Source organism: Mariniradius saccharolyticus AK6 (assembly GCF_000330725.2).
GTDB classification, from domain to species: Bacteria; Bacteroidota; Bacteroidia; order Cytophagales; family Cyclobacteriaceae; genus Mariniradius; species Mariniradius saccharolyticus.
This window is the reverse complement of the sequence record NZ_AMZY02000019.1, coordinates 131,494-154,590: the sequence shown is the minus strand read 5'-3', so window position 1 is coordinate 154,590 and position 23,097 is coordinate 131,494. Positions and strand designations below refer to the sequence as shown.

Here is a 23,097-nt window from a genome sequence, read left to right as displayed (position 1 = left end):
AGTGGCAGTTTGCAGAAATGAATTCCTATTTGTGCATTCGTGGCTATCTGTTCTCGCAACGAGCGCGGAAGAGCAAAGAACGCCAAGCATCTGTTGCAGTTGGCGGCAGCAGTTGGCAAAACCTCTGCCAACTGCTACTGAACACTGAACTCTAATTCACATCTTTCAACAGTTCCTCCACGGCTTTTTCAAGCTGTTGGTCGGTACCTTTGTCGATTTTTCCAGGCATGTTTTTGACTTGGAATTGGGGTTTGGTCTCGTTGTTTTCCATCCAGTTGCCTTGCTTGTCTTTAGCCGAAATCGGAACAATACCCCATCTGCCTCCGTCAGGAAGCATTTCCCAACCTGCAAAGGAACAGGTTCCTGGAGTCGGCATACCGACCGTTTTGCCGATTTTCAAATCCGTATAACCACAGGCGAAACAATGTCCATCTGAATAATTGGCTTCATTGAACATCGCCAAAGTAGGTTTTGTCCAGCGGAATGTTGGCTCATAACCCACTACCCTGTCTTCGGTGGCATAGGTGATGAATTTTTCCCCAGTGAAGAACATCGCCAAATCTGCCACCAAATCACCCCCACCATTGAAGCGCGTATCGACGATGACGGCTTTTTTGTCATGGAATTTACCCATCATTTCCTCATAAGTAGTCCGATAGGGACCGTCTGCCATGCCCGGAATATGCACATAGCCCAGTGCGCCATTTGACAGGCGTTCAACCTCCTCTTGGTTTTTGCGCACCCATCGCTTGTAAAGCAATTGGCTTTCCTCGCCAAGGGAAATTGGCTTGACGGTGATTTGTTGCCGTGCATTTGTCTTCGGATCAAATACTTCTAAAAGCGTGAATTTGTCCGCTTTTCTATTGAGGTACTGTGCGATGTCCTTTTCCAAGGAAATCATCTCTCCGTCGATTTTCTCTATCACCATGCCCGGCTGCACATTCATGCCGGCTTTGTCCAAAGGTCCGCCCTTGAGCACTTCAACAATCTTGATACCCTGGTTTTTGAAAGCGTAATCCATAAAAATTCCCAATGAAGCAGTCGCATCTGCCTGCGGAATGCTTCTGCTAAACCTCGCCCCTGCATGGGACACGTTCAATTCCCCTATCATCTCCGAAACCATTTCGGCAAATTCGTAGCTGTTGCCAATGGAGGGAAGGTACTTTTGGTAATGGGCAGTAAGCGCATCCCAGTCCACACCATGAAAATCCGGGGTGTAAAATGCCCCCTTGGTACGGATTCGGATATGCTCAAACATCTGGGCACGCTCTGCTTCCGTGTCCAATGTCATCTCACCCGCGATTTTGACCTGCTCACGCTTGGACCCTTTGTCCGTGATCTTGGAAATATTTCCATCGGCCAAGAGATAGAGGTTTTTCATCTCCTTGTCCCATTCCAAGCGGCCGAATCCAGCATCCAACTTCAATTCGAGCTTGGTTTCTTTGGTCCTCAGGTCAGTACTCCAAAGGTTCATGCCCTTTTCGAAGCGAGCCAGATACAATAGCTTTTCTCCATCCTTGTCAAGTACAGCGTCGCCCAAGGAAGAAGAATGGATAGTCAATTTGGCTTTTCTATCCCTCAATTCATCCCAGTCAATCTTTATGTCCTCCACTTTGGCAGGCTCTTTCTTTTCGTCTTTTTTCTCCTCTCCGTTTTTCGCGGCTTTCTCTACGTCCTTCAGAAGTTCAAACTCATCTTTGCTGAGCTTGAAGCGCTCAAACGCGGCCTTGGTAAAAAACAGCGCATATACATCATTTTGTGAACCACCGCTTGTCGCAAAACCCTTCAAGCCATCCCTGTTGGAAAACCAGATCATTTGTTTTCCACCATTGACCCACTTCGGCCTGCCATCACCGTAGCCGCTGCGCGTCAGGTTTTCCATGGCTGTTTTGCCTGTGACATCCAGAAGCACGACCTCACCGTTTGCCATTGTCGGATTGTACTCGGCAAGCAACCACTTGCTGTCGGGGCTCCATGAAAAGTATTGGTCGCCATCCTGCATGTGAAAGAGCTGCTCTGGAGTCATCAAGTTCGTTTTGGCTTTGGTTGCCAAATCCATCACCACCAGCGATCTTCTTCCCTCGATATAGGCCAATTTTTTACCATCCGGTGAAAGTTGTGGCTGGTAGCAGTCCTTTTCCGAATCCACCAGCACTTCCTCTTTGAGCAAGGTACTGGCATAGAAGAATGGTTCTTCCTTTTCCCTCACTCTCTTGGTTTGGAAAATGGACCATTTCCCGTTTCGTTCGGAAGCATAAATGACCGATTTTCCATCCGGTGCAAATTGCACAAAGCGCTCCTGTTGAGCAGTATTGGTGATTCTTTTGGTCAGGGAACCATCCACGGCGGTCACAAATACTTCACCGCGCGCGATGAAAGCGATTTCTTTTCCGTCAGGGGATATGGACATCTCGCGAACACCTCCATTGATGCTGATGTAGGAATCGGGATTGCTAGCCTTTTGGGTGGTAATGCTTACTTCAAGCTTCTGCGGTTGGGTGCCTTCCTTCAAGGTGTACAACTCACCGTCGTAGGAAAATGCCATGGTGCCTGTATTGGAAATACTCAGGAAGCGAACCGGAAAATCCTTGAGGCTTGTCAGCGGCATACTTGCGTTAGGATTAGAGAGTGAGGTTTTGAAAACATTGAAACTCCCCTTTTCCTCACTGAGGTAATAGATCGACTTTTCATCTGGAGAAAAAACAGGATTCCTGTCCTCTCCGGCAAAGGATGTGATTTGGGTATGGGAATTTGTGGTGGCATCATACATCCAGATATCTCGCGTAATCGCGGATTGGTGGCGTTTTCTCCACTCATTTTCGCCACCTTTCTTGTCATGATAAATCATCTTCTTGCCGTCGGCGCTGACCTTGACATATTCGGCAGGAATTGTCCACACCTGATCTACCCGTCCTCCCTTGGCTGGAACTTGGTAAAGTTCAGGTTGCGAACCTGTGGGATACTGCCTGTGCTCTGCCAAATCCTGCCTTACGCCTCCAAATATCACGGCCTGGTCGTCGGCAGAAAAACTGTAGGGCATTTCATCTGTCGAGTGGTAAGTCAGCCGCGTCGCATTTCCGCCCTGTGCGGACATGATATACACGTCAAAGTTGCCATAGCGATCAGATGCAAATGCGATCTTGCTGCCATCCTTGCTCCAAACAGGCATAAAATCATGCGCTTCGTGGAACGTCAACTGGGTTGCCTTTCCTCCGGCAGTTGGCACGGTATAGAGGTCACCTTTGAATGTAAATACAATTGTATTTCCGTCTGGCGAAATCGCCGGATAGCGAAGCCATTTGGGAGTTTCTTGGGCGATGGTATGTTGGAAAGTAAAAAGAAGGGCAAAAAGCGATAACAAGCGGGCAATTCTCATGGGTTTGATTTTTTCAGGCGGCTAATATTGAAAAAAGAAAGGAAACGCCAAGCACCACGATAGACACTTGGCGTAAATTCTATTTCCAGATGACTTTTTTGGATGTGAGGTCTCGGGAATTTCCGCCTACCATGATTTCGAATTCACCAGGCTCAAAAATAAAATTGAGGTCATTGTTGTAAAACTTCAATTGTTCTTGGCCCAATTCGAAGCGGACCGTCTTGGATTCGCCTGCCTTTAGGAATACTTTCTCAAAACCCTTGAGTTCCTTCACCGGTCTGGTCATGCTCGCGACGATATCCCTCACATACAACTGAACTACTTCCGCCCCGTCGACACCTCCTGCATTTTTCACATCAATCGAAACCCTTATACGCTCATCACCGACAAGCTCCGATTTGCTAAGTTTGATTTCCCCATATTCAAAATCGGTGTAACTCAAGCCAAAACCAAAAGGATACAGTGGATCGTTGGACACGTCGAGGTAGTTGGTGCGGAACTTTTGGAACCATTGTCCAGCAGCAAGCGGTCTGCCAGTGCTTTTGTGGTTATAGTAGATCGGTACTTGACCTACATTTTGGGGGAAGGTCGCACTGAGTTTGCCGGACGGATTGACATCGCCGAACAATACGTCAGCGATCGCATGGCCAGCCTCAGACCCTGCAAACCACACATTGAGGATTGCATGGAGATTTTCCTGTTCCCATTTGATGGCCAAAGGTCTTCCCGTGAAAAGCACGAGCACCACAGGCTTTCCAGTTTTCAGCAACGCTTCCAGGAGGGCTCGCTGGTTTTCGGGGATTTCTATATCGGTACGGCTGGAAGATTCTCCGCTCATTTCGGCAGACTCGCCCATCGCGGCGACGATCACATTGGCATTTCTTGCCGCTTGGAGCGCTTCCTGGATTAAAACCTGCGCAGGTCGGTTGTCCCGATAGGTTGGCTTGCCGAAAATACTCACGCGGGATTCCAAAAGGCTATCGGGATAAATATTGGAACCTTTGGCATAGACGATCTTCGCACGGTCTCCCAAGGCGTTTTCCAAGCCTTTTCTCAGCGAAATCGAGTTTTCAAATCTTGCCGCAACCGACCAAGTTCCGGTCATATTTTCGGTATTGTCAGCCATTGGGCCAACCAAAGCAATCGTTCCTTCCTTTTTAAGCGGCAAAGTCTGGTTTTCATTTTTGAGCAAAACGAATGTCTGTGTGGCGATTTCCCGCGCAACTTTCCTGTGCGCGTCGCTGAATATTTCCCTTTTTGCACGCTCCACATCGCAATACCTGTAGGGATCGTCAAATAGCCCCAATTTAAACTTCGCAGTCAAGATCCTTCTACAGGCTGCATCAATCTCTGCCTCGGAGACTTTCCCTTCCTCAACTGATTTCTTCAAAGTAGTCAAAAACCCCTCGCCGACCATATCCATGTCTACGCCGGCATTCATCGCCAAAGCCGAAACTTGCTGCAAATCCCCCAATCCATGGTCAGTCATTTCGTTGATGGCCGTGTAATCAGTGACGACGAAACCCTCAAAACCCCAGCGCTCACGCAGTACCTCCGTCATCAGCCACTTATTGGCGCTCGCCGGAATCCCGTCCACGTCGTTGAAAGATGTCATCACGGATCCTACTCCTGCTTCTATGGCTGCCTGATACGGCAGGAAATACTCGTTGAACATCCGCTGACGGCTCATGTCCACGGTATTGTAGTCGCGCCCAGCTTCGGGAGCGCCATAGAGAGCGAAATGCTTCACGCAGGCCAGAATCGTATTGTTCAGGCTTAGGTCATCACCTTGATAGCCTTTGATCATCGCCTTCGCAATCTGGGCTCCGAGGTAGGGATCTTCCCCGCTACCCTCGGACATTCTCCCCCAACGTGGATCGCGGGAAATATCGGTCATCGGGGAAAATGTCCAATTGATGCCATCCGCACTCGCTTCCTGGGCAGCAATACGTGCTGATTTCTCCATCAATGCCATATCCCAACTACAAGACATCCCTATAGGGATTGGGAAAACGGTTTCGTATCCATGAATCACATCCATGGCAAAAATCAAGGGTATTCCCAGCCTGCTCTCCTCTACCGCCACACGCTGTACATCCCTGATTTTTGCGACGGACTTGATGTTGAAAAGTCCACCAACCAATCCGGCTTTGATTTTCTCCGCAATATTGGAACTGCTGGCTTGTCCAGTCGTGAAATCCCCTGCAGCCGGGAGGTTCAATTGACCAATCTTTTCCTCCAAGGTCATCAAAGCCATCACGGAATCCACTCGGTCACGGAATGGATCTTGGTCAGAAATTTGACCTTGGGGAGCGGTACAGGCTGTCATCAGCCCAAATCCAATGGTAAGATAAGCGAGGATGTTTTTCATAAAGAATGTCTTTTTTGGTTGCAGTTTGAAAGGAATTTTGATGCAGAATCGAGCGATTTCCTACCTTCACTTATGCCTAATTTTTCCTTAGATCAAATCAACGGCCTGGTAGATCCGATACACAGGTAAATCAACAATTTGACATATTGCCAAATCTATTTTGAATCAGCCAAACAGCGTCAGGTGAAATACCCTATTTCAAATGGGGACTCTCCAAACCCAATTTCCTCAAGCCATCCTGTATCTCTGGGCTACTCATGAACAGATCCCAAAGCAACCCGGTACGGTGGTTCTCAATCATCACGACAATAGGCCCTTGGTCAATGGCAAGGTAACGTTGCGGAAACCAGTTATCCGTTTCGCTGAAAGCATCATAAAATCCATACTTTCCAAACACTTTATCGCCGAGATTCTCATACCAATGCCGCATTGCCTGCATCGAATACTCCGGTGTATAGGGAAATGAAGATAATGCTGCCGTGGGAGAAATAACGCCCAAATCCGAGTTTTCGCCGGGGGCGTGGCCTGCGTAGAACTTGACAGAATAACTGGCCGTCAATCCCCAACTCTCCGGCCCATATCCCTTATAACCGATCGGATTCTCCACGCACCAAGCGCGGTTGATCAAAGTATGGTTGGTGTTGTGCTGCCAATAGTCGGCGTATTTGTCCTTCAGTCCCCTCGGATCCAATGCCAAATAGGAGTAATGCGCCCAAAAAAGTGGGCCGCCGTATTGCTCGGCACCGTTGTGGCGAAGTGCCAAATGATGGCCAAAAGCCTGGTGACTGGAATCGTTTTTGATAGCTCCACCCCGGTTCCATCCTTTGTGATAGGCATCGGGAGATACGCCATGGGTGGGACTTGCAGCCGCGAGTACATACATAATCATGCACTCGTTGTAGCCCGTGACGGGGAAATTCATAGCCCAGCCAAAATTCGGGCTCCAATGCCAGTAAAGGACATCTTCCCCGCCTTTGGTATGCCAATCAAATTCCACCGCTCTCCAGAGTTTGTCGATTCTTTCGGCCAGGGCCTTTTCTCGTTCGCTCCCTTCCCTGAAGTATTGGCGCACGGTGAGCAATCCCTGCAACATAAAGGAAGTCTCCACCAAGTCCGCGCCGTCGTCCTTGTCGCTGAATGGCTTCACCTTTCCCGTTTCTCCATCCCACCAATGCGGCCAAACGCCGTGAAAAGTCTCAGCATTCTCAAGAAAGGTTACGATTTTCTCCAAGCGCTCCAATCCTTGTTCCCTTGTGATAAAGCCCCTTTCGATTCCAACTAGGATCGCCATGACACCAAAACCAGCGCCTCCGGAAGTGACCACATTTTGATCATTTTCAGGATAGTTCCCATCTACATGGTATCGCTCCCGCGCAAGGCCAGAATTTGGTTCCGCCCCTTCCCAGAAATACTGAAAGGTGCGGTACTGCACCAGGGTCATCAGCGAATCGTCGGAAATGCGATCCAAGACCCCGGTATTATCTTCTTGTTGTTTGTTTTGGGTGCATGAGAAAGCGAACAAAATCGCGATAACCGCCACCCAGCTCAAATACTTCATTGGTTTGGGTTTTTTAATAGTTAAAATTCAGTTTATCCAATCCAGCCCGCACTTCAGCATCCTGCATGAAGTACTTCCACAAAAGGCCGGATCTGTAGTTTTCAATCATCAAAATGATTGGGCCTTGGTCTATCGCCAAGTACGAATCTGCATACCATTCCTCGGTCACATTGAAGGCGTCGTAAAATCCAAACTCACCCCACAACCTGTCGCCCATCAAATAGTAAAAATGGTGGAGCGCTTCCAAAGACTCTGTTGGCGTGAAAGGCATGGAGGAAAGCGCAGCCGTCGGCGAAATTACCCCCAAATCATTGGTTGGTGAATGTGCGTTGTAGCCTTGGTGGTTGTCACTTGCCGTCAAGCCCCAAGACTGCGGGCCGTATCCGACGAATCCCAGAGGATTTTGTATACAGTGCTCCCGATTGATGCGGGTATGATTGGCGGTTTGGGTCCAATAGTTGGCGTATTGATCAGTAAGATTTCGTGGATCGAGTCCCAAGAATGAGTAGTGGGCAAAGAACAATGGTCCACCAAAGTCATAACCAAGGGGAAGCGTAAAATTGAAGAATATCTTTCCATTCTTCATCGCGCCATTTCTGGCCCACCCCACATCGTATACCGCTTTGGAAATAGGGTGTGTGGGCGATGCCGCCGCCAATACATACACGATCAAAGATTCATTCCAGCCTTGTATCGGAAGGTTCATTTGCCATTGGTGCTGTGGCGACCAATGCCAGAAAAGTACATTCTGTCCGCCACGCGTGTACCAATCCCATTCAACTTCCTCCCACAGCCGGGTGATTTTCTCCTTGATCGCCTTTTCCTGAGGATTCGCATCTTGTAGGTAAGCGCGTACGGTCAACAGCCCCTGCACCATCAGAGCGGTTTCCACAAGGTCACCGCCGTTGTCAAACTGGCTAAAGGGAATCACATCCCCCGTATTGCCGTCAAGCCAATGCGGCCACGCACCGTGGAATCGGTCAGCACGCTCGAGGAAATCGACTATTTTAGAAAGTCGATCCACGCCCTGCTGCCGCGTAATGAAACTACGCTCAATCCCAACCAAAATCGCCATGACGCCAAATCCCGATCCGCCCATCGTCACCAAATTGCCGGAAGAATTTCTTTCCCTTGCCATCCCAGACACAGGATGGGCAAAATCCCAGAAATATTTGAAAGTCTGCTCCTGCACCTTGGTCATCAGTTCCTCATCGGAAATCTGCGGGAATTTGAACGTAGGATCGACTTTGGTAAAGAAACTCTGGTTCCAGCCCGAAAAACTTTGCCCATCTTTTCCTTTGAGTTGGTTGCTAAGGCTGACTTGGTATTTGGATAGGTACTGGAGTTTGTTTTGGGATTTGATCCGCAGCTTTTTTCCTTCATTTTCCAAAACATACTGAACTGGAACATTGCCGTTGCGCGTCAATCTTAGGGCTTGTGGAATACTACTTGCGTCTAAGGGATCTGAAAATTCCATGACCAAATCCATTTCCAGGGAAACATCCACCACCCTTCCAGTCCGGGTTTTTTGTGACTGCTCAAATTCAGCGTTTACTACGGTCAAACCACCGACTAATGTCTCAAACTGAACCTCAGTCCCCGCAAATGGATTTCCGTTGACACCTTTGAGATTTTCGGAGATTACGATTCGATAGGTCGTTTGATTGGCCAATAGACCCACCGGAAACAGCGTCACTGTGGTACCTGAGCCGTTGAATGTCATCGAAAGGTTTACGACCTGATTACCGGTCATCAGACTGATGTACTGCTTGGCTGAGTTTTCATCCAAGGCATGGGAGAACAAAAGCGAGATGTGTCGATCGATTGGTTGATTGGTGCTGAAGGGAGCCGTGCGCGAAATCACCTGCCCCCCCAGAGTCACCATTTCCAGTGTCATTGGTGTCACATCTTGCTCGGTCTTTTCACAGGAAGCCAGGGAAATGATGCAACAAAAAAGGAAAGCTAATCTCTTCATGGTGTTCAAATGAAAAAGGGACTTCGGGAGGTTCCGAAATCCCTTCTTGACGGTGTTTGGTTTCAATTATGGTTTTTCAGCATCGATGATGGCCTGGATTTCAGCTTGGCTGAGGGCTTTGTTGAAAAGCCTCAGCTCGTCCATCAGACTTTGGGTAGACAGATGTCCCCATTCGGTAAATCTCGGCGCGCCGGAAGCAATGGTGATAATGTCGCAGCCGTTCCAGCTAATGCCTGGGAAATTGCCTTGGCTGACGACCTGCCCGTTGATGTAGACAGTGACTTGGGAATTGGAAATGGTAAACGCAATATGCGCCCAAGTGCCACTTGCCGGATCGATATCTGCAGCCGCCCCGCCGTCAAACCAGTTGTCGGCAGAACCGTTGCCCACGTTGAGCTTGAATCGTTGCTTTCCGCCTGCATTTTCCCTAAATAGCCTAAATCCAGCCGTCCTGTTGTTCATTGCATTTGGCCTCGCTGGATCAGGTGGTCCAATCGTCAGGATTCCTGCCCGATCCGGGGAAGCATTGACTTTGTACCAAAACACGGCGGAAAACTGGCTTCCCAACAATCCCGCAGATGGAAATGTGAGGAAAGCGTTTGCTGCACCAGCGTAGGCCTTGCCAGAAACCCCATCCACAAAACCGGGGGCACCGCTGACTGCAGCCGCGCGGATACTTACCAATTCGGTGTAGTCTCCGTCAAAAGGCAAATAGAAAATTTCCCCATCGTAAACGGGCCTGTAAGGTTCCACTTTCTCAAAAACCACGGATTTGGTAGTGGATTTACCAGACAAATCAGTCGCCGTCACTTGTAATGTATGGGAGCCGTTGGTGAGGTTTTCATACGTGTAGGTTTTCAAAAACCGCCTGAAATCCCTGAATTCGTTGAATCTGGCTATTTCGTTGCCATCTAGTCTCAATACCGTTTCCTTTAACTCGATATCATCCGTAGCTTCAAAATTAATGTCAATTGACGTCACGTCTTCCACCACACGGATCAGCGTGCCTTGTAGGGGGAAGTTCACATTCACTACGGGTGCCGAAGTATCTGGACCCGGATCTACGCTTTGGATTTCATCGATGTAGGTTTGGTCACAACCAAAGGACACCGAAAGCAACAATCCGATATACAATAACTTTTTCATTTTTTGGTCATTTAGAATTTACAATCAATTAGTTGGATCGCTCTCTCAATTGGGGCAAGATATCCTGCTGCTCCAATGGATAAGGCAAAAACCGGTGCTGATCGATGTTGAAGGTTCTGCCCTCATAGTTCAATTCCGAACCTCTGTTATAACGCATCAAATCAAAGAACCTGATGCCCCATTCAGTTCCGAATTCCGCATACTTCTCATCCAAGACATCGTCCAGAGCGACCGATCCCAATGGTGCCAAACCGACCCTTGCACGTACTTCGTTGACAGCATCGGCTGCTGATTTTACTGAGCTGCTTGCTCCGTTGACCAAGGCCTCCGCATGCATTAGAAGAATCTCGGAATACCGGATGCAATGGAAGTTGTTGTTTTCCCCATAGGTAAACCTACCTGGGGTCAACTGTGTCGACGGCAGGTAAAACTTGCCACTCAGGTACCTGTAGCGTGGATGGTTATTGAACACGTCACCATCCGGCGTCACGTTGGAAACCCAAGCTGGTAGAGTTGCATAGTTTGGATCAGCCTGAATGGCCTGGATACCCGCTGGCGTGAACAATACAGTCGTTTGCAAGCGCTCCTGTTCTCCCCTATCCAGCATGAATTTGATGTAGGTTTGGCTTGGTTCCCAAAAACCCCAACCGCCTCCTGCGCCCGCTACGGCAGGCGTCCAACTTGCAGGACCAAAGAAATCCCATAGGTACCTTGATACCGTTCCAGAAGCCTGTCCAAAATCAGAGTACTGAAGTTCGAGCAAGTTCTCTTTGTTGAGTTTACCTGGGATTTTGAACAATTGGTAGTAGTCTGGTTCCAAAGCAAACAGGTTGCTGCTGATGATCTGTCCTGTGGCTTCCGCGACGGCAGTGTAGTTTTTCAGTTCGAGGTTGGCCATTGCCTTTACAGCCAAAGCCGTAAATCTTGTAACTCCACCCCTGATGTCAGACCGTTGGTTTGGATGTAGATTTGGAAGATTTGGAATTGCCTCGTCCATTTGGTCGGAAATATGCTGTAGGACCTCTTCATATGTTGAAACTTCTACATTGTATAGGTCACTCGGCTGGGAATTCCTTGGAATCAGAATTTCGCCCCAAAGTCTCGCCAGCTGCAACAACTCAAAAGCACGCATGACCTTAATCTCTGCGATGTATTGCTGTGCGGTCGCTGCGTTGGCACCTGCGTCCTGGTATTTCTGGATTTCCTCCATGGCCCCATGCCAGTACAACAGGTCCGTGTAAAGGTTGAGCCAAGTCGAATTGTACATCCAAAAATTCCTGTCGTACCTGAACTGGTCTGTCTCGGTCAAAGGAAACTGGTCACCTGCGGCATTGACATCATCCCCACGCACTGCAATGATCGGGAAGGTTTCCCATTGGAGATCGTTTAGCTCCGCATAGGCGCCGTAAACCAACAGGATCATATCCTCGGAACGCGTATAGTCCGTATCCTCGACCAATTGTTGGTTTTGCAATGGCTCGTCCAACAGCCCCATACAGGACACAGTCATGGACAAGGCCAATACCATCACAAGTTTATTTTTGATATTTTTTAAAGCTTTCATGATAGATCGTCGGTTTAGAGGTTGATATTCAGACCGAAGGTGTAAATGGCAGGAATCGGATAGACCTGACGGTCAATGCCGTTTGCCACCTCAGGATTGAAGCCATTGTAGCTGAACACCGTCAATGGTCGCTCTGCCGTGAAGGTGAAACGCGTCCTTGGCATCGCCACGCCAAACAGCTCTTTGTCTACCAATGAATAAGACAGCCTGACGTTTTGGATCCTGAAATAGGATCCGTCTTCCACAAAGTAGCTGCTCATCCGCTGGTTCCAGCCTTTTCTCAGGCCCGCTGCAGATGGATAGCGGTTTGAAGTACCTTCACCTCTCCAAAGATTGTTGACCAATTCTGCATCGAGGTTGGTGTCATTGGTAAAGATGATTTCCCCTCTTTTCCTGTTCAGGATACTGAAACCTGACTGGCCTTGGAGCAACAATGCAAACTCAAAATTCTTATAGTTGAAGCCCATGTTGGCGCCGTAGGTCAGTTTTGGCAGGAAAGAGCCCAAAACAACCCGGTCAAGGTCATTGATGACGCCGTCACCATTTTGGTCTCGGTATTTGAAATCACCCGGAGCCAGATTGCTTGCCGTGATAAATTCGTTGGTATAGCCGCTGTTGGTGATATCCGCTTGATTTTGGAAAACTCCCACAACCTCATATCCAAAAAATGCATTGTATGGCTGTCCGACGATCGACCTTTGTCTAAACTCAGCAGAACCTGCATCCAGCGATGTCGGCCCCCCCAAGCTTCTCACGGTATTTTTCAATGTAGCAAAATTACCCCCAATGAAATAACTGAAATCGTTGCTGATTTGGTCTTGCCAATTGAGCGTCATTTCCAAGCCTTGGTTGCGGATTTCGCCGACACTCCTGCGCTCGGTGGCCCGGAATACGGGAGGGATAATACTCACGGCGAGGTTTCTGGTGTCACGGATAAAATAATCTGCTTCCACGGAGAGCCTTTCTTTGAACAGACGTGCCGTGAAGCCGAGGTTTGTTTCTACCGTGGTTTCCCAACTATCGATCAAATCATACACCGGTCTCAATCTCCTGCCGATGATGCGGACGTCATTGATAGCGGTGCTGTTTTCCTCGATGGTCGGAGCGCCTACAGATGGACGGATGCCGTCATTCCCCAATTGGCCCCAAGAACCGCGGAGCTTCAGGAAGTCAATCCCACTGACGTTGAAGAAGTTTTCCGAAGAAATTACCCAACCGGCTCCTATGGTGGCAAAGTTCCCCCATTTCTGCTGGAATTTATTGTTTCCGTCCCTTCTGATGGTACCATAAACAAGGTATCGGTCATCATAATTGTAGGCGACACGCCCAAAGAATGATTGGAAAAACAGCCTTGAGTTGAGCACATTGCCTCCCGCATCGCCGATATCGTTGAGGTCAAAGTTGGTCGCATTGGACAAATACCAAAACTCTTCCCGCAACCTATCTGGGCTTGGCGTAATGCCCTCTCCCCTTGCAAAAAGCAATTCGTTCATTTCGCTTCGGAAAGACTGCCCGACCACAACAGTCAGGTTGTGTTTGTCAAAGCTGTTGTTGTAGGTAAAGAAGTTGTCCCAAACCTGGTCAAAGGACTGGAAAGTCTGTCGCCTGATCGATGAAGGAAACTCGGTCACACCATCGTTAAATTCAAATCCAACTCCTCTAGAATTGCTTGATTGTAGAGCATAGTGGTAAGCAGTCCGGAAGGAAAGTTTGTTTGGCAAGATTTCCATGTTGGCGTAAAAATTACCCAAGACTTTGCCGTTGTTGATTCGATTGTCCCTGTACAGCAAGCTGTAAAATGGATTTTGGTTGCCACGATATCCTATCTGCTGTGCATTGGACAGTTGAAATGGACTTGCATTGACATTGAGTTCGTCGTAGACCGGCACGATCGGAACCGCAAAATAGGCCCTGAACCAAGCCGCGTCATCGCCAACATACTGGCGGGAAATCCCGGTATTGAAATTGGCACCTACGGTCAACCAATCCCTGACGTCCGTATCGACCCTAGCCCTGAAGTTCACCCTTTGAAATTCATTCCTGGTTTCATTCAATAGTCCCTTTTGGTCAAAATAGCTACCACCTATCGAATACCGCGTGGTCTCGTTGCCACCGTTGAAGGATAGGTTGTGGTTCTGGATGGCCGCTGGGCTCATGATTTCGCTGTACCAATCGGTATTTGGCGCGGGAATGTTTGGATCCACACGGCTTCTTCCGTAGCGCTGCATGGCGTTGTTTACAAAGGCAATATCCGCAACAGACCCGGTCTCATTCACATACTGTACAAATTGCTGCGAATTGGCCATCTGAAGGACATTTTGGGGAATTTGAGTTCCATAATAGCCATCATAAACCATTTCGCCCTTTTTGCCATAGGCTCCTGATTTTGTCTCAATCAATACGACACCGTTGGATGCGCGCACACCATAAATTGCCGAAGCGGAAGCGTCTTTTAGTACGGTTATGGATTCGATGTCATTTGGGTTTAGAAAATCAATATTGTCAAGAAACATACCGTCTACGACATACAATGGCGCGGCATTTCCTTCAAAAGAACCAACACCCCTCACCCTAACGGTTGGCGACGCACCTGGCGCACCATTACTGACTATCTGAACACCTGCTACCCTTCCCTGCAAGGACTGCATGGCATTGGCGGTTGGTGTTTTCACAATCATGTCCGACTTCAGCGTGGTAATGGCAGAAGTAAGATCGCGTTCCCTTTGGGTACCATATCCTACAATGACTACTTCTTCCAAGGACTCGGCGTCCTCCACCATCGTAACATTGATAATCGTCGTGTTTGCGACCACAAATCTTTGGGTCTGAAATCCTACGAAAGAAAAAAGCAAAGCTCCACCATCGGGAACTTCGATGGTATATTGTCCATCAATGTTGGTGACTGTGCCTTTGGTCGTGCCTTCGACAAGCACGGTTACTCCGGGAAGCGGCTGTCCTTGCGGATCTACGACCTTTCCCGAGACAGTTTGATCTACCCTTGCTTGGGGACTCACTTCAACCGAAGCGGTAGAAGACTTCTTTACGTGGATCGACTCGTCGATCTGTTTGAATTGAAGCTTGTTTTCGAGTGACATTTCGGCGAGTATATCGTAGAGCGTACGATTCTCTGCGTCGATGTTCACCATGCCAGCGTCCTTGATTTCCTTGTTGGTATACACAAAGGTATATCCGGTGGCAGACTCGATGATTCCAAAAGCCCTTTCCACTGAAACGTCTTTGATGGAAATGGTCAGAAATATCTCATCTATACCTTTGACTTGGGCATTTCCATTGCCTGCAAAAAGCAGACTCATCCCAAGTACCTGAATCACGAACGCGAACGCAAAAATTTTTGTCATGTACCACACATGATTAAGTAGTGATTTTTTCATATGTTTAATTGGTTTATTTTGGTAATTGTCACAATTCCCAATGAACCTTCTACCCGGAATCAGATGGCAGTCTGGTCCGGGTTCTTCTCAAAAAGTCCATTGCCGCTTATCAATCTTGATGTTTCATAGGCAATTTTTAAGGATTAAACTTTAGGCTTACATTATCTTCTTTCATTTCATATTCGAAATTGGCGGCATAACTCAATCCCTCAAGCACATTTCTAAGTGTCTGGTCATAGTATTTTCCAGTGATTTTCAGATTTGTAGGCGGATTGTTGGCCAAAACAATATCTACCCCATACCAATTCTCCAATTCCTCGACGACGTCCGGTACGGGAGTGTTTTTAAAGTAGAGTGTCTTGTTGGTCCAAGCCATCACCTCCTCAGTCTCGAACTTGCCTTTTCTCAACCCGATTTGTCCTGGCCGATTTCTTACGGCTTCACCAGGATGCAAAACGATGGAATCGGTACCTGCTTCTCCAGTGACTTCGACGCTTCCCTCGAGCAGTGACACCTGTGCAGTCCTGCCCTCAAATGCCTTCACGTTGAATATCGTCCCCAACGCCTTGGTTTCCATACCGGCGGCATTGACCACAAATGGTTTGCTAGCGTCCGGCGCAACCTCGAAAAGTGCTTCCCCTACCAAAAACACCTCTCTCCGTTGTCCATCAAAATTCTTGAGGTATCGGATATTGCTGCCAGAGTTGAGTGTCACTTTGGATCCGTCATGAAGACTGACGACCGTCTTTTTTCCCTTTGTTGCTTCAAATTCGGTCCACTCGATCACAGTCTCAGTCAGTTGAGGCGGCTCGGGGTATTGCGCCCACCACAACACCGCAAATCCAACAGAAAGAAGCAATGTAGAAATGGCAAATATTTTCAAGAGACGCTTTCTACGTTTTTCTGGGGGATGGTAGCCTCGAGGTTCCGTGGAGTGGTTTAACCCGGTCCTAGTGCGTAGGACGACAGATTTTGCGGCCCGGTCTTCAGGTGTAATCTTTGAAGCCCTCTCCTTTATCTTCTCCCACTTCACCACCAACTCAGCTGTACCTACTTCATGCTTCATCTTGGCCATATGTAAGAGCACCTGTCTTGCCTTAGACATGTCATCGATTTTGGCAGGGTTGGCTTCCATGAAGGATTCCCAATAATCCATCGTCTCCAAGTCGGGATCAAACACCCACTTTCTGAACTGTTGATCCAAGACGAAATCCTCTATTGCGTATTTATTTTTCTCCATGGAAAATGAATTCACAGGGAAATTGCCCCTCGGCATTTTTACCCTACTTGAGTAAGGCAACAATTGAAAAAAGTTATCCTCTGATAAGCGACTTTTTTTAAAAGAATTTTAACATTGGATTGATTCGGTGGTCAATGATCTGACAACCAGTATTTTTATTTCAAATTGAATAGAAAAAATCAGAAAAGAAATATCCTTTTGAACCTCTAGATTCAGGACAGCAAGGGATAAAACGCCAAAAAACCCATAACCGAAGCATACTTCCTAAGCGAACGCAGCGCTTTCCAAGCCAATGTGTAAACCGACCTGAGGTTGATATCAAGCAGTTTCGAGCATTCCTCGTAACTGAAATTATCGAAAAATAAGTAATGTATGACTTCCCGCTGCCGAAGCGGAAGCTTCTCCAAAGCTAAAGCAACTTTGTTTTTTCGGCTCTTATCCTGTTCATCTCGGATCCAAGCTTGTTCATGGGACTCAAATGCAGAAACCGAATCAATTTCCCTTGGCTCTACCGACCTTTCTTCTTTCCGGTGTTTTTTGATTTCCTTCTTGATTTTGTTACTCAGCGATTTGTAGAGGTAGAGTCTAACCTGATCGGTTGAGGCGAGATTCTGGTGGTATTTCCAAAGGTCGACAAAGACATCCTGCACACAATCCCAAACGAAATCCCGATCAGAAACCAAAGCCATACCAACCTTGAACATTTCCTCCGCATGGTTCATGTAAAGCCATTCCAAACCCTCCATATTACCGGTTCGCAGCATTGACCATGCCCGACTGACATCGATATCCGGATCGGCCTCAGATGAATAAAAAGTGGATTCCATATTTGGGTTTATTGGAAAGAGCGTTTAAAAATAATGATTTTTTGACCGCATCCGAAGATAAGTCTGATGGAAAAAAGCATCTTCTCAAAAAAAGAATGTATTGCATTTGTCACGCAAGCTCTCAAACGCTTACATTCAATTTAAAATCCGATCCGACTCCAGGCATTACGCTCAGAGTATTATTACAACCAAAAAATTAGCAACCAATGATCGCAAAAACGCCACCCCCACCCTATTACGCAGTCATTTTCTCCAACATCCGCACCCATGTGGGCGAAGGCTATGGGATCATGGCCGAAGAAATGGTCGAACTAGCCGAAAAGCAACCGGGCTACCTCGGGCATGAATCTGTCAGGGACGGATTGGGAATCACGGTGAGTTATTGGGAATCGCTCGAATCCATCCGCAACTGGAAAATGGTCGGAGAACACCTTGTGGCCCAAAGACTAGGACGTGAAAAATGGTATCAGGCTTACAAAACAAGAGTCTGTTTGGTCGAAAAGGACTATGCCTTTGGTGAATGGTAGCGACAGGGGTAATTAACTCAGTCAGCGCCCCTTTTTCAATAAAAACAAACGAATTTAATCATCCCAGGGCAGAATACTCGATCCAAACCCCAAGTGCCACATGCCAAACCAAATAAAGACCTAGACGAGCAAAAAACGAATAAATCCAGCCGAATCGGTGATAGAAATAGAGCTGCATGAAATTGAACAAAAATCCGCTACCCAAACTATATGCCACAAACCAAGCTGGGCTTGACGGCATTTGCTCCAGTGGCTCCCAACACGCCAATAGTAACATCAAGCCATAAACCCACATTTTCTTCCTTAGTCCCATTAATCCCAAAAGCATCAAGCCAAGCGTAAATGGAATTAGTTTGTACACCAACTCCATGTAAACCGTCGCCGAACTGTAGAGAAAAATCGAATAGGGAAATGGTTGTGTATAAGGCGGCAGGCTTGTATGGGCTTCATTCCTGAGGATACCTTCAATCACCAGCACATCCAACGCGGCAAAAAACATCCCTGCCAAAAAGGGCTTCAACCAATTTTTCCCAAGTAGTTCTTTACCCAAAATCGGCGGCAATTCCGCCTTTTGCTGGTAATTTGAAAGAATCCATCCCAAAGCGAGAAATCCAAAGTCCCACCAACCGATTACTCTAATGAAACGGATACCATCCTCCATCCACAGTCCATAAATTCTGGTTGCCAAAAGGAGAATGGCGAAAAAAAGAAAGAGTTTATGCCGACTTGCCATATTCAATGACTGATTACAGGTATTTGTCTGATGTATTTTCCACTTTCCAAAGAATCCAACATAAAACCAGCGGCATTGCGTCTCGAAATGGTAAGCGCCGGTTTAGCTTTATTTTCCAAAAAAACCCGCGTAGGTCTTGTGCAGCTTGAATTAATGAGACCAACCGGGCGAACGATCGTCCAATCCATATCAGATGCTTTGACCAAAGCTTCCTGCCGCTCATGTTCCAAATAGGCTGCAGAAATATTGCTGTTGTCGATGAGCCAAGCGAACCAAGAAGGAATAAATGGCCTACTTTCAGCAACACCCCAAGCAGATGTGAAAATCAGTCTTTTGATGCCTTGGGCCTTGGCAACTTGTAGGATATTTTTCATCGTTTCAGATAGAAAATCAGGCGGCGTACGTAGCGGGGACCATGGATAGTCACTTTTTCGGGATATGTTCAGGCAACTTACGATGTATCCGACGCCGGTCATGGCAGCCGAGACATCCTTTGGATCCCGTGTATCACCCTGAAAAACTTTTAAATTCTGGCTATTGTATCTCAGTTTATCGGGATTCCTGACCAAGACGTGGACGTTAAATCCCCTCGTGAGTGCCATACCCAAAACCTCTTGCCCCGTTCTTCCCGTGGCGCCTAAAAGTAAAATCGTCTTTGCTGGATACATGCGGATCTTTTGCTGCTCATCACAAACAATAGATGCAAAATCCCTTCAGTTGGTTGCATGGCTTTCAGTAAGAAAAATCTTTGAATTAGCCTGAAACAAGCCACGTCCAAAATTCGGGAAAAATCAAAATCACACTTTTCAAATGAAGAGGGTGGCGACCATTCTCTCGGCGGGAATTTCTGGTCGATAAAAAATCGGGTTTTGAAAAAGCTATTACCTAAACCCTGAACCTATCCACAAAGCCTTTGAGCCATTGCTTTGGTTTGGCTTTTTCCTCGTCCATTTCGTAATAGTTTCCTGTGTACTTGTTTTTGCGCATGTAAGAGTAATTGTAACCGTAACCATAATTGTATCCTCCGAAATCATAGACATCGCCGCCTGCGCGAATCCCGTTGAACACGGCATAAAAATCCCTAACCTGGTCATTGGCATAGAGATCGTTGATCATTAGCAAGTACTTTTTGTGGGTATAATCCTGCCGAACGATATACAGGTTCACGTCTGAAAATCTTAACAAATCCATTGTCTCAGATACCAAACCTATTGGCGGGGTATCCATGATGACCACTTCAAACTCCTGCTCGAGGTAATCGAGGAATTCCTTCATCTTATCCTTTAGCAACAATTCCGCAGGGTTTGGCGGAATCGGTCCGGACGGTACCAAGTACAGATTATCGTATTTGGTTTTCAATACGATTTCCTCCTTGGAAGCCCTATCGACCAAGTAGGATGATAAACCCTTGTTATTTCCAAGCCCCACATAATCCGCAATCTTCGGCTTTCGCAAATCCAATCCAATGAGGCAAGTCTTCTTACCGCTCAGCGCCATGGCCGCAGACAGGTTGAGGCTGACGAAGGTTTTTCCTTCCCCGGAAACAGAGGATGTCACCAAGATTTTCTTGCATTTCTTTTCGCTTGCAATATAGAACAAGGCCGATCTCAAAGATCTAAAGGACTCCGAAACCATCGATTTTGGATGTTCCGCAACCAGCATGTTGGTCTCTTTGGTGCTATGGCCAATCGTACCCAACAGCGGAATCCGGATCGAATTCCTCAGCTGGATCTGATCCATGATCCGGTTGTTGAAATAATGGTAAGCCAACAAAAACGCCAATGGAATAAAGAATCCCAAACCGACCGCCAAACCATAGTTTTGGGTTTTCTTGGGGAAAATCAAGGCGCCGCGACGGGCATAGTCCAAGACCGAATTGTCGGGCACATTGGAAGCCTTTGCAATGCCGGCCTCTGCCCTTTTTTCCAACAAATAGTTGTATAAATTATCCCTGAGGCGGTATTGTCTGAAAATATTGGTGTAGTCGGATTCAGTCTTGGGAAGTCGCGCAAAATCCTGGTTCAACTCCTTCATCTTCTTCTGCGCCTCGGCCTTTCTTCTTTCCGTATTCGCGACGAGATTATCAATGTTCTCAAAAATATTCTCCCTCAATTTGGAAATCTGTTCATCGAGTTCCGCGACGTTCGGATGGTTTTCATTGACGACCGCAAGTAGTTTCCGCCTTTCTAGGGAGGCTTCCACGAGGTTTCCGATCATGTTATTCAAAAACCCATCCTCAATACCCACGATCGAAGGCGCGATGATATCGGAGTAATCCTTGGACTTTTTCTCCAAATAGGTTTGGAGGGATTTGTAATAACTCAACTGAAACTCAATTTGCTGGATTAAGTCCTCCATGCTCTGGATATTGCCCAATACGCCCCCAAATTCAGAATTGACGTCAAGGAGTTTGTTTTCAACCTTGAAATTCAGCATCTGCTGCTCGACAACCTTGAGCGAATCCGAAAGGATAAACATCTGCTCGTCGATAAACCGCAGGGTGTTTTCCGACATCCGGTTTTTCTCCTTCAAATCGTACTCAATAAAGGAATCCATCAATGCATTGACGTAGTCGCGACCCTTTTCCACAACGGGAGAAACCATCGAAATCTGAAGCACTGTACCGAGGTTGTTCACCGGACGAACGACGACGGATTTCGAATATTTATCCAGGATATCGGCTGGATTGTGGATGATGAAATAGAGCTTGTCCCCAGATTGGATATTCTTGACTTTGTTGATTTTGAATCTAGATCTGCTTGACTCTATCCATTCACCGAAGTGATAGGTTTTGTTAAGAATCTCTTCATCAAAAGGTCCGTTTGCTTTTGCATTCATAAAATCAAAAATCCCCTTGTCCTCTCGTGTCAGGGTAAATTCACCATCCGAAACCATCGTGAAGTGTATGGTACCGGATTCCAGATAAGGGAAATTCCTATCGACTTCGACCCGAATCGGCGACTTATCGTAAAGTTCTACCTCCTTGATATTCGTGGAAGCATAATAGCTTACCTCAAAATGGAGCTTTTTCAGTGTTTCTTCGGCCAAGTTCTTTGAGGTAAACAATAAAATGTCATTCTCAAGATTGCTAGTTCCGCTGAAGATATTGGAACGGTCCAAAATTCGGGTCTCGGGAGAATTTTTCTGCTTGATCAATACACTTCCCCGCACCTCATATTCCTCAACGGCATATCTGTGAAACAGAAAAACAATCACCAATGCGATAAAAATAAAAGTTGCGTAAAGTGGCCAATACCTTGAATACTTGATCAGGTAGTACTTGATATCGATGGGTTTGGCTTCCTGCTCAAACTTGGACAAATCTATTTTCCCGTCTATCATAAATTCCCAGTGGCCAATGCAACAATTAACAGGATGGAAGTGGTGATCGAAACTATCAAACCCAATGACGCCGAAAAATTGTCAGCGTTCCCAATTTGACGGATTTTCATAGGCTCTAGATAGAGAATATCATTCGGTTGAATGAAGAAATAGGGAGAGGCCAACAGCTGCCGGTCGTTGAGGTTGATTTGGTGGATCTTCGTGCCTCCGTCGTATTGACGGATGATGAAGAGCTTATTTTTCCTCGCCAAAATATTGGATTCACCTGCAAGTGCCAAGGCGTCGAAGATTGTTGCACGGTTTTTCATGATCACCTTCGTTCCACTACTGTTGAACTCGCCCAAAGCCGTGAATCGGATTCCCCCTGTGCGCAATTTCACAAAAACATCTTCTTTAAAATAAGCGTTGATGGCTTCCTGCACTCTTAATCTTGCTTCCTCCTCCGTCAAACCTGCAATATGGATCCTTCCCAATTTTGGAAGAAGTACGTATCCCTCTTGGTCGATCGAATATCCGGTAAAATAGAAAATATCTCCACCGCCTCCCATCATTCCACCTCCACGCATCGCCCGCGAACCTTGAAATTCAAATGCCTTGGTCAATTCCTCGTTTGAAGAAGCAAAATCGATATCAACAATGTCGAATGGCTGAAGGATGTATTTGTACTCCACTTGTGCATAGGGGATAAATTCATCCAAATCGATGTATTGGTTTTCGGGAAGGTTTTGGAGGTAAGTGAGTCGCTTATTGCTAATGCACGAAACCGAAAAAAACACCACTACCATCCAAATCAAAGCGTGCTTCATAAAGGTAACTCGGGTGAATCGTTTGGTCAAATATAGATATTTTAGGCCTTAAAGGTAGTCAATATACAATTTTCACAAAAAACAGTATCATTTCTTGATTTTTAAAACCTCGATCTCCCGCAATCTTTCATAACGCAAAATCACAGTTTACGAGGTACCCACGTTTACCGAGTGGACATATTGTGAAAACACCTTTAAAACGAATTGTCACATTTCACTGGAGGAATTCAATTTAAGGCA

Annotated in this window: 14 protein-coding genes; 1 reads left to right on the top strand and 13 read right to left on the bottom strand. The window is 46.9% G+C overall.

The annotated features are described in order from the left end of the window. Positions 1 to 151: 151 nt before the first annotated feature. The 9 genes from C943_RS18290 to C943_RS18250 form a co-directional block, all read right to left on the bottom strand. Positions 152 to 3,376, bottom strand: a complete 3,225-nt coding sequence (locus tag C943_RS18290) for a S41 family peptidase (protein WP_008630835.1) — start codon at positions 3,374 to 3,376, stop codon at positions 152 to 154. A 79-nt stretch (positions 3,377 to 3,455) separates the two neighbouring features. Next, complete coding sequence (bglX, locus tag C943_RS18285) at positions 3,456 to 5,747, bottom strand: beta-glucosidase BglX (RefSeq protein WP_008630833.1); 2,292 nt, start codon at positions 5,745 to 5,747, stop codon at positions 3,456 to 3,458. Between the two features lie 193 nt (positions 5,748 to 5,940). Beyond that, complete coding sequence (locus C943_RS18280; protein WP_008630831.1) at positions 5,941 to 7,305, bottom strand: glucoamylase family protein; 1,365 nt, start codon at positions 7,303 to 7,305, stop codon at positions 5,941 to 5,943. 13 nt (positions 7,306 to 7,318) lie between these two features. Then, positions 7,319 to 9,280: a glucoamylase family protein gene (locus C943_RS18275; protein WP_040481274.1), complete on the bottom strand. Its 1,962-nt coding sequence runs from the start codon at positions 9,278 to 9,280 to the stop codon at positions 7,319 to 7,321. Positions 9,281 to 9,346: 66 nt separating this feature from the next. Continuing rightward, positions 9,347 to 10,426 (bottom strand): LamG domain-containing protein, encoded by a 1,080-nt coding sequence (locus tag C943_RS18270; RefSeq protein ID WP_040481272.1) that lies wholly within the window; start codon positions 10,424 to 10,426, stop codon positions 9,347 to 9,349. Between the two features lie 28 nt (positions 10,427 to 10,454). Continuing rightward, on the bottom strand, positions 10,455 to 11,990 hold the full coding sequence (locus tag C943_RS18265) for a RagB/SusD family nutrient uptake outer membrane protein (RefSeq protein ID WP_008630827.1): 1,536 nt from the start codon (positions 11,988 to 11,990) through the stop codon (positions 10,455 to 10,457). 14 nt (positions 11,991 to 12,004) lie between these two features. After that, entirely contained in the window at positions 12,005 to 15,382 is a 3,378-nt protein-coding gene (locus C943_RS18260; protein ID WP_008630826.1) for a SusC/RagA family TonB-linked outer membrane protein, read from the bottom strand. 136 nt (positions 15,383 to 15,518) lie between these two features. Next, entirely contained in the window at positions 15,519 to 16,622 is a 1,104-nt protein-coding gene (locus C943_RS18255) for a FecR family protein (RefSeq protein ID WP_169334639.1), read from the bottom strand. Between the two features lie 212 nt (positions 16,623 to 16,834). Then, positions 16,835 to 17,449, bottom strand: coding sequence for an RNA polymerase sigma factor (locus C943_RS18250; protein ID WP_008630822.1), 615 nt, complete (start codon positions 17,447 to 17,449; stop codon positions 16,835 to 16,837). A 206-nt stretch (positions 17,450 to 17,655) separates the two neighbouring features. Here C943_RS18250 and C943_RS18245 point away from each other — a divergent pair, with 206 nt between their 5' ends. Continuing rightward, positions 17,656 to 17,976 carry an antibiotic biosynthesis monooxygenase family protein gene (locus C943_RS18245; RefSeq protein WP_008630819.1) on the top strand — a complete coding sequence of 107 codons (321 nt, stop codon included), beginning with the start codon at positions 17,656 to 17,658 and terminating at the stop codon, positions 17,974 to 17,976. Positions 17,977 to 18,034: 58 nt separating this feature from the next. Here C943_RS18245 and C943_RS18240 read toward each other — a convergent pair whose 3' ends face one another. From C943_RS18240 to C943_RS18225, 4 genes are all read right to left on the bottom strand, one after another. Continuing rightward, a complete protein-coding gene (locus C943_RS18240; protein ID WP_157198607.1) occupies positions 18,035 to 18,664 on the bottom strand; it encodes a hypothetical protein in 630 nt (209 codons plus the stop codon). Positions 18,665 to 18,711: 47 nt separating this feature from the next. Next, complete coding sequence (locus C943_RS18235) at positions 18,712 to 19,377, bottom strand: NAD(P)-dependent oxidoreductase (RefSeq protein ID WP_008630815.1); 666 nt, start codon at positions 19,375 to 19,377, stop codon at positions 18,712 to 18,714. A 217-nt stretch (positions 19,378 to 19,594) separates the two neighbouring features. Beyond that, on the bottom strand, positions 19,595 to 22,051 hold the full coding sequence (locus C943_RS18230) for a GumC family protein (protein ID WP_040481271.1): 2,457 nt from the start codon (positions 22,049 to 22,051) through the stop codon (positions 19,595 to 19,597). Further along, entirely contained in the window at positions 22,048 to 22,836 is a 789-nt protein-coding gene (locus C943_RS18225) for a polysaccharide biosynthesis/export family protein (protein ID WP_008630813.1), read from the bottom strand. Before C943_RS18225 ends, C943_RS18230 begins: the two co-directional genes overlap by 4 nt. Positions 22,837 to 23,097: the final 261 nt, after the last annotated feature.